General features: G+C 46.6%; 7 protein-coding genes, 5 tRNA genes and 3 rRNA genes. 10 read left to right on the top strand and 5 right to left on the bottom strand.

Annotated elements, in window-relative coordinates; all coding sequences use genetic code 11:
• Positions 1–17 precede the first annotated feature (17 nt).
• The 9 genes from hemG to JKJ11_RS00145 all read left to right on the top strand — a co-directional run bounded on the left by hemG (position 18) and on the right by JKJ11_RS00145 (position 6,699).
• Positions 18–548 carry a menaquinone-dependent protoporphyrinogen IX dehydrogenase gene (gene hemG, locus JKJ11_RS00105; protein WP_373682918.1) on the top strand — a complete coding sequence of 177 codons (531 nt, stop codon included), beginning with the start codon at positions 18–20 and terminating at the stop codon, positions 546–548.
• 463 nt (positions 549–1,011) lie between these two features.
• A 16S ribosomal RNA gene (locus JKJ11_RS00110) occupies positions 1,012–2,564 on the top strand.
• A gap of 122 nt (positions 2,565–2,686) precedes the next feature.
• Positions 2,687–2,762: transfer RNA gene (locus JKJ11_RS00115), tRNA-Glu, on the top strand.
• Positions 2,763–2,764: 2 nt separating this feature from the next.
• A tRNA-Lys gene (locus JKJ11_RS00120) sits at positions 2,765–2,840 on the top strand.
• A 66-nt stretch (positions 2,841–2,906) separates the two neighbouring features.
• Positions 2,907–2,982, top strand: a tRNA-Val gene (locus JKJ11_RS00125).
• 327 nt (positions 2,983–3,309) lie between these two features.
• A 23S ribosomal RNA gene (locus JKJ11_RS00130) occupies positions 3,310–6,196 on the top strand.
• Positions 6,197–6,284: 88 nt separating this feature from the next.
• Positions 6,285–6,400, top strand: a 5S ribosomal RNA gene (rrf, locus tag JKJ11_RS00135).
• Together the 16S, 23S and 5S rRNA genes with 5 tRNA genes alongside form the textbook arrangement of a ribosomal RNA operon.
• 56 nt (positions 6,401–6,456) lie before the next feature.
• Positions 6,457–6,533, top strand: a tRNA-Asp gene (locus tag JKJ11_RS00140).
• A gap of 89 nt (positions 6,534–6,622) precedes the next feature.
• A tRNA-Trp gene (locus tag JKJ11_RS00145) sits at positions 6,623–6,699 on the top strand.
• A 270-nt stretch (positions 6,700–6,969) separates the two neighbouring features.
• Here the strand turns inward: JKJ11_RS00145 and ilvY are convergent.
• On the bottom strand, positions 6,970–7,860 hold the full coding sequence (gene ilvY / locus JKJ11_RS00150; RefSeq protein ID WP_038223308.1) for an HTH-type transcriptional activator IlvY: 891 nt from the start codon (positions 7,858–7,860) through the stop codon (positions 6,970–6,972).
• Between the two features lie 145 nt (positions 7,861–8,005).
• On the opposite strand from ilvY, the gene ilvC reads away from it, so the two are divergent.
• Positions 8,006–9,490 (top strand): ketol-acid reductoisomerase, encoded by a 1,485-nt coding sequence (ilvC, locus tag JKJ11_RS00155; protein WP_252038598.1) that lies wholly within the window; start codon positions 8,006–8,008, stop codon positions 9,488–9,490.
• 122 nt (positions 9,491–9,612) lie between these two features.
• On the opposite strand, the gene ubiK is transcribed toward ilvC, so the two are convergent.
• The 4 genes from ubiK to JKJ11_RS00175 form a co-directional block, all read right to left on the bottom strand.
• On the bottom strand, positions 9,613–9,864 hold the full coding sequence (ubiK, locus tag JKJ11_RS00160) for a ubiquinone biosynthesis accessory factor UbiK (RefSeq protein WP_006075379.1): 252 nt from the start codon (positions 9,862–9,864) through the stop codon (positions 9,613–9,615).
• A gap of 113 nt (positions 9,865–9,977) precedes the next feature.
• Positions 9,978–13,094, bottom strand: a complete 3,117-nt coding sequence (locus tag JKJ11_RS00165) for a multidrug efflux RND transporter permease subunit (RefSeq protein ID WP_031493888.1) — start codon at positions 13,092–13,094, stop codon at positions 9,978–9,980.
• 11 nt (positions 13,095–13,105) lie between these two features.
• Positions 13,106–14,212, bottom strand: coding sequence for an efflux RND transporter periplasmic adaptor subunit (locus tag JKJ11_RS00170; protein WP_006075383.1), 1,107 nt, complete (start codon positions 14,210–14,212; stop codon positions 13,106–13,108).
• An 18-nt stretch (positions 14,213–14,230) separates the two neighbouring features.
• A complete protein-coding gene (locus JKJ11_RS00175; protein WP_198558546.1) occupies positions 14,231–14,812 on the bottom strand; it encodes a TetR/AcrR family transcriptional regulator in 582 nt (193 codons plus the stop codon).
• Between the last annotated feature and the right edge of the window lie 137 nt (positions 14,813–14,949).

The following is a 14,949-nucleotide window of genomic DNA, read 5'->3' on the forward strand; positions in this document are numbered from 1 at the left end:
ATTAAGGTAAAGGAAACATCGTGGAAAAAGTTCTCTATCTCTATTCTTCTCGTGAAGGACAAACGACAAAAATCATTACGCGTATTGCTGAGCAATTAGGTGATGATGCCGCCACTATCGTCAATCTACACCAAGACATGAACATTAATCTTGATGAGTTCGATAAAGTGCTTATCGGGGCATCAATCCGATATGGTCATTTAAATAAGAAACTCTATCAGTTTTTAAATGCCAACAGTGCAAAGTTAGCGTCAATGAAAGCCGCATTCTTTTGCGTCAATCTGACCGCAAGAAAAGAAGAACAAGGAAAAGATACGCCGGAAGGCAGTGCTTATATAAAGACGTTCTTGAAAAAGTCACCTTGGCAACCGGAGTTAATAGGTGTGTTTGCCGGCGCATTGTATTACCCACGTTATAATCCTTTTGACCGCTTTATGATTAAACTGATTATGACGATGACCGGCGGAGAAACAGATACTTCAAAGGAAGTGGAATACACTAACTGGGATAAAGTCAGCTTGTTTGCGGATAAATTTGCTCAGCTATAATAAGAAAATGTCGATTTTTGCGTCGTTTTGAGCTGTTTTTAATCGAACGATAAAAAAATGCGAAAAACTTCAAAAAAAGGGTTGCCAAGAAGATTTCGATCTCTATAATGCCCCCTCGCTGACACGGGAACGCAGACGAAAGTTCGCATCCGGTCAGAAGGTCTCAAGCTTCTAAGAAGCTTAGCAAAATAAGTTGAAAAAAGTGGTTGACACGACAACTTATCTCGCTAAAATGGCCGTCCGTTTTGAGCAAAGCTCAAAACAAGCTCTTTAACAATATAAACCTATCAATCTGTGTGGGCACTCGTTGATGATAATCAAATTAGATATTTCTCTTAATAAAGAGCGGTATCAAATTAGGTTTCAATGAAACGAAGTGACCATTGAATCGAAAGATTCAGCACAGTCAATTCAAACATTACTTTATGTAATGTTCAGTATTCATTGAGCCGAACAAAATCTTAAATTGAAGAGTTTGATCATGGCTCAGATTGAACGCTGGCGGCAGGCCTAACACATGCAAGTCGAGCGGAAACGAGTTAACTGACCCTTCGGGTGACGTTAACGGCGTCGAGCGGCGGACGGGTGAGTAATGCCTGGGAAATTGCCCTGATGTGGGGGATAACCATTGGAAACGATGGCTAATACCGCATAATAGCTTCGGCTCAAAGAGGGGGACCTTCGGGCCTCTCGCGTCAGGATATGCCCAGGTGGGATTAGCTAGTTGGTGAGGTAATGGCTCACCAAGGCGACGATCCCTAGCTGGTCTGAGAGGATGATCAGCCACACTGGAACTGAGACACGGTCCAGACTCCTACGGGAGGCAGCAGTGGGGAATATTGCACAATGGGCGCAAGCCTGATGCAGCCATGCCGCGTGTGTGAAGAAGGCCTTCGGGTTGTAAAGCACTTTCAGCAGTGAGGAAGGCGGGTACGTTAATAGCGTGCTCGTTTGACGTTAGCTGCAGAAGAAGCACCGGCTAACTCCGTGCCAGCAGCCGCGGTAATACGGAGGGTGCGAGCGTTAATCGGAATTACTGGGCGTAAAGCGCATGCAGGTGGTTCGTTAAGTCAGATGTGAAAGCCCGGGGCTCAACCTCGGAACTGCATTTGAAACTGGCGGACTAGAGTACTGTAGAGGGGGGTAGAATTTCAGGTGTAGCGGTGAAATGCGTAGAGATCTGAAGGAATACCGGTGGCGAAGGCGGCCCCCTGGACAGATACTGACACTCAGATGCGAAAGCGTGGGGAGCAAACAGGATTAGATACCCTGGTAGTCCACGCCGTAAACGATGTCTACTTGGAGGTTGTGGCCTTGAGCCGTGGCTTTCGGAGCTAACGCGTTAAGTAGACCGCCTGGGGAGTACGGTCGCAAGATTAAAACTCAAATGAATTGACGGGGGCCCGCACAAGCGGTGGAGCATGTGGTTTAATTCGATGCAACGCGAAGAACCTTACCTACTCTTGACATCCAGAGAAGCCAGCGGAGACGCAGGTGTGCCTTCGGGAGCTCTGAGACAGGTGCTGCATGGCTGTCGTCAGCTCGTGTTGTGAAATGTTGGGTTAAGTCCCGCAACGAGCGCAACCCTTATCCTTGTTTGCCAGCGAGTAATGTCGGGAACTCCAGGGAGACTGCCGGTGATAAACCGGAGGAAGGTGGGGACGACGTCAAGTCATCATGGCCCTTACGAGTAGGGCTACACACGTGCTACAATGGCGCATACAGAGGGCAGCCAACTTGCGAAAGTGAGCGAATCCCAAAAAGTGCGTCGTAGTCCGGATTGGAGTCTGCAACTCGACTCCATGAAGTCGGAATCGCTAGTAATCGTAGATCAGAATGCTACGGTGAATACGTTCCCGGGCCTTGTACACACCGCCCGTCACACCATGGGAGTGGGCTGCAAAAGAAGTGGGTAGTTTAACCTTCGGGAGGACGCTCACCACTTTGTGGTTCATGACTGGGGTGAAGTCGTAACAAGGTAGCCCTAGGGGAACCTGGGGCTGGATCACCTCCTTATACGAAAGATTATTGCGATGAGTGTTCACACAGATTGATTAGGTTTGTAAAGATAAAGAGATTTTGTTTTTGCTGAAAAGCGAAAGCAGAAAATAGTAAGTGCCCAACACTTACTGCTTAGTGTCCCGTTCGTCTAGAGGCCTAGGACACCGCCCTTTCACGGCGGTAACAGGGGTTCGACTCCCCTACGGGATACCATTGGGTCGTTAGCTCAGTTGGTAGAGCAGTTGACTTTTAATCAATTGGTCGCAGGTTCGAATCCTGCACGACCCACCATTCTTTTCCACGAAGGAATGGCCTTTGTTTTACTTTTATAAAGTAAAAACAATAGGAAACTTATGTGGGCGATTAGCTCAGTTGGGAGAGCACCTCCCTTACAAGGAGGGGGTCACTGGTTCGAGCCCGGTATCGCCCACCATTCTCTAAGTAATTTTGGATTAAGATTTTCCAAACCACTTCATTAAAACGTACGTGGTTGGAATTTTTGCCGCCGAGATTCCTTAGAAAATGCATTAAGTTTGCATTGCTCTTTAACAATTTGGAAAGCTGACAGATAACAATTTGATTAATTGTTATCTATTAAAAGTTCTCAAATCCTAATCGAAAGATTAGGTACCAACACACATTCAAGTGTTCTTGGGAATTACGAAAGTAATTCATATTTGAGTCCGGCAAAATCGAGTCTGCACATGTATAAAAATGCAGACAACTTTGGTTACGTAACAAAGACCCTTTGGGGTTGTATGGTTAAGTGACTAAGCGTACACGGTGGATGCCTTGGCAGTCAGAGGCGATGAAAGGCGTATTAACTTGCGATAAGCTCAGATTAGGTAGTAAAAACCTGTGAGTCTGAGATTCCTGAATGGGGAAACCCAACTGCATAAGCAGTTATCGCTGAGTGAATACATAGCTCAGCGAGGCGAACCGGGGGAACTGAAACATCTAAGTACCCCGAGGAAGAGAAATCAACCGAGATTCCGAAAGTAGCGGCGAGCGAAATTGGATTAGCCCTTAAGCTTTTAATGAGACAGGTGAAGGCTCTGGAAAGTGCCGCGATACAGGGTGATAGCCCCGTAACCGACATCTCATCATCAGTGAAATCGAGTAGGGCGGGACACGTGATATCCTGTCTGAATATGGGGGGACCATCCTCCAAGGCTAAATACTACTGACTGACCGATAGTGAACCAGTACCGTGAGGGAAAGGCGAAAAGAACCCCTGTGAGGGGAGTGAAATAGAACCTGAAACCGTGTACGTACAAGCAGTAGGAGCACCTTCGTGGTGTGACTGCGTACCTTTTGTATAATGGGTCAGCGACTTATATTCAGTGGCAAGGTTAACCGTTTAGGGGAGCCGTAGGGAAACCGAGTCTTAACTGGGCGTTCAGTCTCTGGATATAGACCCGAAACCAGGTGATCTAGCCATGGGCAGGTTGAAGGTTGAGTAACATCAACTGGAGGACCGAACCGACTAATGTTGAAAAATTAGCGGATGACTTGTGGCTAGGGGTGAAAGGCCAATCAAACCTGGAGATAGCTGGTTCTCCCCGAAATCTATTTAGGTAGAGCCTCGGATGAATACTACTGGGGGTAGAGCACTGTTAAGGCTAGGGGGTCATCCCGACTTACCAACCCTTTGCAAACTCCGAATACCAGTAAGTACTATCCGGGAGACACACGGCGGGTGCTAACGTCCGTCGTGGAGAGGGAAACAACCCAGACCGCCAGCTAAGGTCCCAAAGTATAGCTAAGTGGGAAACGATGTGGGAAGGCTTAGACAGCTAGGATGTTGGCTTAGAAGCAGCCATCATTTAAAGAAAGCGTAATAGCTCACTAGTCGAGTCGGCCTGCGCGGAAGATGTAACGGGGCTAAGCTATACACCGAAGCTGCGGCAATGTGTTTACACATTGGGTAGGGGAGCGTTCTGTAAGCCGTTGAAGGTGAACTGTAAGGTTTGCTGGAGGTATCAGAAGTGCGAATGCTGACATGAGTAACGATAAAGGGGGTGAAAAACCTCCTCGCCGGAAGACCAAGGGTTCCTGTCCAACGTTAATCGGGGCAGGGTAAGTCGACCCCTAAGGCGAGGCCGAAAGGCGTAGTCGATGGGAAACGGGTTAATATTCCCGTACTTCTTACAATTGCGATGGGGGGACGGAGAAGGCTAGGTGGGCCTGGCGACGGTTGTCCAGGTTCAAGTGCGTAGGCTTAAGGTTTAGGTAAATCCGGACCTTTTTAAGGCTGAGACACGATGTCGAGCTACTACGGTAGTGAAGTCATTGATGCCATGCTTCCAGGAAAAGCCTCTAAGCTTCAGATTGTAAGGAATCGTACCCCAAACCGACACAGGTGGTCGGGTAGAGAATACCAAGGCGCTTGAGAGAACTCGGGTGAAGGAACTAGGCAAAATGGTACCGTAACTTCGGGAGAAGGTACGCTCTTAGTGGTGAAGTCCCTCGCGGATGGAGCTACCGAGAGTCGCAGATACCAGGTGGCTGCAACTGTTTATTAAAAACACAGCACTGTGCAAAATCGCAAGATGACGTATACGGTGTGACGCCTGCCCGGTGCCGGAAGGTTAATTGATGGGGTTAGTTTTCGGACGAAGCTCTTGATCGAAGCCCCGGTAAACGGCGGCCGTAACTATAACGGTCCTAAGGTAGCGAAATTCCTTGTCGGGTAAGTTCCGACCTGCACGAATGGCGTAATGATGGCCACGCTGTCTCCACCCGAGACTCAGTGAAATTGAAATCGCTGTGAAGATGCAGTGTACCCGCGGCTAGACGGAAAGACCCCGTGAACCTTTACTACAGCTTGGCACTGAACATTGAGCCTACATGTGTAGGATAGGTGGGAGCCTTTGAAGCAAGCACGCCAGTGTTTGTGGAGGCAATCTTGAAATACCACCCTTGTATGTTTGATGTTCTAACTTGGTTCCCTAATCGGGAATGAGGACAGTGCCTGGTGGGTAGTTTGACTGGGGCGGTCTCCTCCCAAAGAGTAACGGAGGAGCACGAAGGTGGGCTAATCACGGTTGGACATCGTGAGGTTAGTGCAATGGCATAAGCCCGCTTGACTGCGAGAATGACAATTCGAGCAGGTGCGAAAGCAGGTCATAGTGATCCGGTGGTTCTGAATGGAAGGGCCATCGCTCAACGGATAAAAGGTACTCCGGGGATAACAGGCTGATACCGCCCAAGAGTTCATATCGACGGCGGTGTTTGGCACCTCGATGTCGGCTCATCACATCCTGGGGCTGAAGTCGGTCCCAAGGGTATGGCTGTTCGCCATTTAAAGTGGTACGCGAGCTGGGTTTAGAACGTCGTGAGACAGTTCGGTCCCTATCTGCCGTGGGCGTTGGAAGATTGAAGGGAGCTGCTCCTAGTACGAGAGGACCGGAGTGGACGAACCTCTGGTGTTCGGGTTGTGTCGCCAGACGCATTGCCCGGTAGCTAAGTTCGGAATCGATAACCGCTGAAAGCATCTAAGCGGGAAGCGAGCCCTGAGATGAGTCTTCCCTGGCACTTTAAGTGTCCTAAAGGGTTGTTCGAGACTAGAACGTTGATAGGCAGGGTGTGTAAGCGTTGTGAGGCGTTGAGCTAACCTGTACTAATTGCCCGTGAGGCTTAACCATACAACACCCAAAGGGTTTTGATGGACTCAAAGCAAGAACTTTGAATGTGTATATAGACTTTTAAACAGTTTTCCGAATTAAGAATTTGCTTGGCGACCATAGCGTTGTGGACCCACCTGACTCCATGCCGAACTCAGAAGTGAAACGCAATAGCGCCGATGGTAGTGTGGGGCTTCCCCATGTGAGAGTAGGACATCGCCAGGCTTTGAACAACATCTGTTTAAAGCACGATTTAGATAAGACTTTAAATAGACCACTGCGGAGTGGTAGTTCAGTTGGTTAGAATACCGGCCTGTCACGCCGGGGGTCGCGGGTTCGAGTCCCGTCCACTCCGCCACTTATTAAAAAGCCTCGCTTATTGCGAGGCTTTTTTGAATCTAACATGTTGATTTAAGCGATTAAATAGCATAGATTAGATAGCACTTTAGGGGTGTAGCTCCAATTGGCAGAGCAGCGGATTCCAAATCCGCGTGTTGGGAGTTCGAATCTCTCCACCCCTGCCATATTTAAAGGCTCTGACTTAGGTCGGAGCCTTTTTTGTTTTCGCTTTTTCAAAGCGATGTGTTGGGAGCTGGATCGCCAGCCCGGTCAAATCTCTCCACCCCTGCCATATTCAAAGGCTCTGACTTAGGTCGGAGCCTTTTTTGTTTTCGCTTTTTCAAAGCGATGTGTTGGGAGCTGGGTCGCCAGCCCGGTCAAATCTCTCCACCCCTGCCATATTTGAAGGCTCTGACTTAGGTCAGAGCCTTTTTCGTTTTTGATGATTATTAATGCTAAGGCTGGATATACACTTTCTCAGCCACTTTCCAGAAAGCTGAGAGCAATTGATTCTCTAGATTAGAGCGTTTACATACCACGCCAAGTTTGAATGGTTTAATAGGCTCTAGTTTTAGGCGTTGAATTTTATCTCGAACTGGGCTGTTTACGATAACCACTTCCGGAGCAATTCCAACGCCACATCCCAGTGCAACCATACTTACAATTGCCTCATGTCCTGATACTTGAGCGTATATATTGGGTTTAATGCGCATTTTTTTAAACCACGCATTTGCTCGCTCTCGTGCTGTTCCTGCTTCGGGGACAATGAATGGGATCTTGTTCCAATCAGGCAGCCCTTCGGCTAATTCCAAGCCAAAACTACTAACACCAACAGGGGCTATTACAGAGAGTGGTATGTCACTGATCGGCTCAAACTCTAATCGAGCAGGTAACAGCTCTGGTAATGCTGAGATGGCTATATCGGTTTCATCGCTGAGGACTTTATCTATAGCTTGTGCAGGATCGCCAGTAGAGAGTTCGAACTCTATATAAGGGTAAAGCAATCTAAACTCGGCAAGTAACTCTGGGAGGTGGCTGTAGCTCGCGGTAACGGAACAAAACAGTCGAAGCTTACCTCTCAGCTCATTCTCTCCATGTTGGCTTTCTGATTGGAACTGCTGCCATTCACTAACGATATTTACAGCAATAGGGAGCAGTTTTTTTCCTGCTGGCGTGAGTTCGACAGAACGGTTGTCACGCAAGAACAAGTTTTGATGAGTATCTTGTTCAAGCTTTTGGATCTGTCTACTGAGGGCTGACGCACTGATATGCATTGCCGTTGCGGTTTTATTGAAGCTTTTACTCTCACACAAATGGATAAAAGCTTGGAGACTTTTAATATTCATAGTACTAAAGATATCTGTTGTTGCATTATTTGCAATGACAAATTGTGAATATATCACTTTAAGCAATTTCGACTCTGCATTAGTATGAACTCATTCGATGATAACCATCGACACTACGGATAGAATTCAACAGGAGAGCCCCACTATGGCTAACTATTTCAATACTCTTAACTTGCGTGAGCAATTGGACCAACTAGGTCGTTGTCGTTTTATGGATCGTTCTGAATTTGCTTCAGAAGCGGATTATCTAAAAGGTAAGAAAGTAGTCATTGTTGGTTGTGGTGCTCAAGGCCTAAACCAAGGCTTGAACATGCGTGATTCTGGCCTAGACGTGTCGTACGCACTTCGTCAGGCAGCAATCGATGAGCAGCGTCAATCGTTCAAAAACGCAAAAGATAACGGATTCGTTGTTGGTAGCTACGAAGACCTAATCCCTCAAGCTGACCTAGTTGTTAACCTAACTCCAGACAAACAGCACACTAACGTGGTAGAAACGGTAATGCCGCTAATGAAAGAAGGCGCATCTCTAGGTTACTCTCACGGCTTCAACATCGTTGAAGAAGGTATGCAAATCCGTAAAGACCTAACGGTTGTAATGGTTGCACCTAAGTGTCCAGGTACTGAGGTTCGTGAAGAGTACAAGCGTGGCTTTGGTGTTCCGACTCTTATCGCTGTTCACCCAGAGAACGATCCTCAAGGCGATGGTCTTGAAATCGCTAAAGCATGGGCAGCAGCAACAGGCGGCCACCGTGCTGGTGTTCTAGAGTCTTCATTCGTTGCTGAAGTTAAATCTGACCTAATGGGTGAGCAAACTATTCTTTGTGGCATGCTACAAGCAGGTTCAATCGTATGTTACGAGAAAATGATTGCTGACGGTATCGACCCAAGCTACGCAGGTAAACTACTTCAGTTCGGTTGGGAAACTATCACTGAAGCACTGAAATTCGGTGGCATCACGCACATGATGGACCGTCTATCTAACCCTGCGAAAGTGAAAGCGTTTGACTTGTCTGAAGAGCTAAAAGACCTAATGCGTCCGCTTTACAACAAGCACATGGATGACATCATCCAAGGTGAGTTCTCAAGCACTATGATGGCTGACTGGGCAAATGATGACGTAAACCTATTAGACTGGCGTGCAGAGACAGCTGAAACAGCATTCGAAAACTACCCTGCGTCTGATGTGGAAATCTCAGAGCAAGAGTACTTCGACAACGGTATCCTAATGGTGGCTATGGTTCGCGCAGGTGTTGAGCTAGCGTTTGAAGCAATGACGGCATCTGGCATCATTGATGAGTCTGCATACTACGAGTCTCTACATGAGCTACCACTAATTGCAAACACGATTGCACGTAAGCGTCTATACGAAATGAACGTAGTAATCTCAGATACAGCTGAGTACGGTAACTACCTATTCGCTAACGTAGCAACACCACTGCTTCGCGAGAAGTTCATGCCATCAGTAGGTACTGACGTAATCGGTAAAGGTCTAGGTGAGACATCTAATCAAGTCGATAACGGCAAACTAATCGAAGTAAACGATGTTATCCGCAATCACCCTGTAGAGTACATCGGTGAAGAGCTACGTGGCTACATGACAGACATGAAGCGTATCGCTGTAGGTGGCTAAGCCGACCAAATAAAAATCAGATAATAAAGTAAACACAACATAGCAAAGGGGGCTACCAATTGGTAAGCCCCCTTTTTTTGTCTATGCAATTTGGCAATTTGCGAATACCGCAAAAAAAGCGATTACTTATCCGCTAGCTTTTGCTCTAGATCTGCTAGTTTTTGTTCCATCTCTGTCAGCTTTTGACGAGTGCGCAGTAGCACTTGAGTTTGCACATCAAACTCTTCACGGCTAACGACGTCAAGCTTATTCAATTGGCCTTGAATGACTTGGCGTACTTTCTGATCAACATCCGCACCAAGTTCTTTCACTGGTTGAGGCATTGAGTCGTGAATTTGCTTAGCAATCTGTTCAAGTTTCTTTGGATCAAACATGTCTGGTAACTCCTTAAGTGATACTTCTTATTCTATGTAATCCGATAAAGAAAGTCGTTATTTGAGCTAATAAAAAAGGCCACATTGTGGCCTTTTTCTAATTAGTCTTCACCTTAAGAGCGATTTTCTCGACAAGCTGCTGAAGCTGCGTCAACTCGAGCTATCTTCTCTAGGTCTTTGTCTTCAACAAAGACTGGTAGAGGTTTGTGCTTCTCTGCTAGGTAAGTATAAATTACCGGAAGAACAAACAGAGTAAACAGAGTACCAATAGCAAGACCCGCTACGATTACGATACCGATACTAAAGCGCTGAGCTGCACCAGCACCTGTGGCGTACATCAGTGGGATTAGACCTGCAATCATCGCCGCGGTTGTCATCAAGATAGGGCGAAGACGAACTTTCGCCGCTTCCATAACTGCTTCCATTCGGCTCTTCTTGTGGTTTAGCTGCTCTTCTTTTGCTACTTCACAGATAAGGATACCGTGCTTGGTGATAAGGCCGACCAAGGTAATTAGACCCACCTGTGAGTAGATGTTCATGGTGGCTGCACCCCATGCCAGAGCAATCAGAGCACCACATATCGCCAGTGGTACCGATACCATGATAACGAATGGGTCTTTGATGGACTCGAACTGGATAGCCAGTACCAAGAAGATAATCGCCAGAGCTAGACCAAACGTTGCGTAAAGCGCGCTTCCTTCAGTTACGTATTGACGAGCTTCACCCATATAATCATGGTTGTAGCCACTTGGTAGCTTGTTCTCTGCTGTTGATTCAAACCAAGCAATCGCATCACCCATTGCTACACCTGGAGCTGGAACAGCACCAACAGTGGCTGAGTTTAGCTGGTTGAAGTGAGGTAGAGAGCGAGGCTCTGCCACAACATCAATAGAGATTAAGCTGCCTAGCGGGATAGCTTGGCCATCATCAGAACGAACAAAGTACATGTTCATCGATTCTGGGTTTAGACGATATTTACGCTCAACCTGAGGGATAACCTCATAAGAACGACCATTGAGGTCGATACGGTTAACATAACCATCTGCCATCATCGCACTCAGCGTGATACCAATATCTTGCATGGTCACGCCATAAGCGCCCGCCATATCTTTGTCGATATTGATTTTCATCGTCGCTGAATCGTAGTTCAGATCCAGTGTTGAATAAACAAACTGAGCATTCTTTTGTACGTCAGTCCAGATATCAGTCGCAATCGTAAACAAGCTTTCGAAGCTGTTAGGTGTGGTAATAACAAACTGAATCGGAAGGCCCGAACCTGCGCCTGGTAGCTCTGGCATCTGGAATGCTGTTACTGCCATACCAGGTACATCAGCCACAAGCCCACCTACGCGGTTAGCAACTTCCGCTTGGCTCGCTTCACGCTGGCTCCAAGGAACCATAGAAGCAATACCAAAAGCTTGGTTTGAGTTAGGCACACCAGTGAACACCTGAGCGAACGCCACTTCTGGCTGATCAGTTAGGATTTTGTTTACGTCGTTCATGGTGTTTTGCAGGTAGTCTAAGTTTGCGTTAGACGGTCCTGTACCCATTAACATCACCACGCCTTTATCTTCCGATGGAGCCAGTTCACTTGGAATGAACTTAAACAGCATAGGTAGAGAAGCAAACACGATGACGGCAAACGCAATGATCACAGGACGGCGCTGCATTACCGCGCCAAGCATTTTTTCATAACGTGATGTCATGCCGTCTAGTACGTGATGTACTTTTTGCTCAAAGCGGTTTGGTGTCTCGTTGGCTTTAAGCAGCTTCGAACACATCATCGGTGATAGCGTTAATGCGATAATGCCTGATACAAATACCGACCCCGCCAACGTTAATGCGAACTCCTTAAATAACGAACCCGTGATACCACCCATTAACGCGATTGGCGCATATACGGCACCAAGCGTCAGCGTCATCGCAATAACTGGTACCGCAATTTCACGTGTACCAATAATGGCAGCGCGGAATGGGGATTCACCAAGCTTGATATGACGGTCAACGTTCTCAAGAACAACGATCGCATCATCTACTACCAGACCGATAGCCAGTACCATAGCCAGTAGTGTCATTAGGTTCCAAGAGAAACCAATCGCCTGCATTACCATTGCCACACCGATCAACGATAGTGGAATTGTCACGATAGGGATCAGTACTGCACGGAAAGAGCCTAAGAACAGAGTGATAACCACAAGTACGATAAGTGCTGCTTCAAGAATGGTCTTAATAACCTCTTGAATCGATTCGTTGATCGCAACCGTAGAGTCATACATCACGTTCATTTTGATGTTGCTAGGCAGGTTCTTCTCAAGTTGTGGAAGAAGCTGAAGTACATCTGCAGCAATGTTGATCGGGTTAGCACTAGGGGCCGCATTGATCGCAGCTACTACGGCTTCTTGACCATTAGCACTTGCACGGTAAACGTCATGGCTCTTCTCTAACGTTACTTTAGCGATATCACCTAAGCGAATCACTTGTCCATCTTTAGAGCTCACTACAAGGTGTTTCAGCTCTTCAGTGTTTGAGACCTGAGTATCGGCACTGCCGTTGTACAGCACGAACTCACCCGTAGCCTGACCAGTTGCTGACTGGTAGTTGTTGGCATTGAGGACATTCATGATGTCAGAGGCTGTCATTTTAAGCGCGGCCATTTTTAGTGGATCTAGCCATACGCGAAGCGCGTATTTCATGCCACCATACATGTCGACCTTAGATACACCGTTTACGGTGAACAGCTGCGGGTTAATTACACGCTCTAAATAGTCGGTAATCTGGCTCGAAGCTAGCTCGTCACTGGTAAAGCCGATATAAAGTACCGCCGTTGTTGAGCCAGTAGACATAGTCACCGTTGGGTCTTCTGCTTCTTTAGGAAGCTGAGAACGAACAGAGTTGGTTTTAGCCAATATGTCTGAAAGCGCCGCATTAGGGTCGGTATTTAGCTTCATGTTCACAGTGATGGTCGACTGACCAAGGACTGACTGTGACGTCATGTAGTCGATATTATCGGCCTGAGCAACGGCCTGCTCCAATGGCTGGGTAATAAAGCCCTGGATTAGGTCAGCACTCGCGCCGTAATAACTCGTGGTTACGGTAACCACGGTATTCGTCATTTCTGGGTATTCACGTACCTGCATTTTGAACACAGCTTGCAGACCAAGCAGTGCTATCAAAAAGCTGATCGATACCGCAAGAACAGGACGTTTTATGAAAACATCAGTAAAACGCATTTTGCCTCCAATTACAGCATCGGTGTCTCAGCCGGTGGTACTGTCGCATCGCTTTCTACCACTTTGACCTTGACGTCGTTACTTAGGCGAACTTGACCAGATGTAACGATGACATCATCTGCTTTCACGCCTTCTAGAATATGAGCGATATCGCCTGTGCGTTCACCCACTTTAACTACTTGCTGTTTAACGCGTTTCACACCATCAACATCTTCAACGACATAAACATTGTCGCCATATAGGGTGAATGTAATCGCCGTTTGTGGAAGGGTTACTTGGTTCTCAAGTTTAGGTAGGATGATATTTGCACGTGCAAACATACCGCTACGCAGCTTACCGTCGTTGTTTGGAATGTCCGCTTGAACTTGAATCAAACCACTTTGGATACTTACCGCAGGTTCAATCGCACTGATAGAGCCCTTAAACGCTTGGTTTGGGTACGCATCAACGAAGATGTCTACATCTTGACCAATAGAAATACGAGAGAAGTCAGTTTGTGGAACCGTAAAGCGCAGTTTCATTAGGCTAGTATCTTCTAAGCGTACAATATGATCGCTTGGTTGAAGGTATTGACCCAAGAACACGTTACGAATACCAACAACACCACCAAATGGCGCTTTGATTTCACGACGGTCAATTTGAGCTTTCAAGCTTTCAATATCAGCAGATAGAGAGAAGTAACTAGCTTCTGCTTCATCATAAGATTCTTTTGAAATTGAACCTTTCTTATAAAGACCTTGGTAGCGCTTGTACTTTGCTTTTGCTGCAGGAAGGCGAGCTTCTGAGCTTTTAAGGTTGGCTTTCTCTACATCAGAATCAAGAGAAACAAGGAGTTGACCTTTTTCTACTTGAGAGCCTGACGCGAATGAGATATTGCTGATAACGCCACTGGTTTCAGAAGTTAACGTCACACCTTGGTTTGGTTCCACAAAACCAATAGCTTCGATAACCGGTACCCAATCAACAGGTTTTACTGTTGTTACGGTGACTGGAAACTCAGGCTCCGGGCGGTTTGCTAAATATTCAGCGATTTTCTGTTGCTTAAACAGATTGAAACCTATCACGCTGCCAAATAGCAGAACGGCGATAAGTAGCATGAAAAATGTCCACTTTTTCATTCTAACGAGAACTCCACATTAGTGTTTTATTATTGCATCCCAACTGGCTTCGATAGCTGCATCTAGCGCATCGTCATCCAGTTGATATAGACCCAGAGCATGCTTACGTGCAAGCGATACACTTGCTTCTAAGCTTAGTCCAGATAGGATTTCATTATCGAGGTTTTTAAAAACCCCTTGCTTCTTTCCTTCTGTGAATAGGTTGTCAACTTGGGCAAACATTTTTCGTTCTTGTTCCCTAGTTGTATAACAATTTTTCGAAGGAATAGAGTCATATTGAGCACGAGTTTTCAACGAATCGATGTTTGAAGCTGCGACGTGCCAGATATTGAGCCACATCTTACGATACTGCTCTTTCAATGGTTGGTCGGCTCCTACACCTGCTTGAACGGCTTTGGCCATGCGTGATACCACGTAAAGCCTCAATTCTTCTAACAGATGGTCTTTGTCATCGAAATATCGATATATTGTGCCAGCTGCAACACCGGCCTCATTGGCCAGTTTCTGCATTGATACGCCTTGAATCCCTTTTTCCGCCACCATTTTTTGTGCCGCTTCGAGGATTTGTAGTCGTTTATCACTGGTATTCATAGTCGTCATAGCCATCCGATAGATAGTGAATGAACGTTCATTCATTATAAAACAATTGAGGTATATTTACGCAACTTATTTTTAATCACTATTCTATAAAAGTTAAAAAATCCTACGGAGCGTGGCATTGTCAGCATTAGCAGTCT

It is taken from the genome of Vibrio sp. SCSIO 43133, assembly GCF_023716845.1.
Classification (GTDB): domain Bacteria; phylum Pseudomonadota; class Gammaproteobacteria; order Enterobacterales; family Vibrionaceae; genus Vibrio; species Vibrio mediterranei.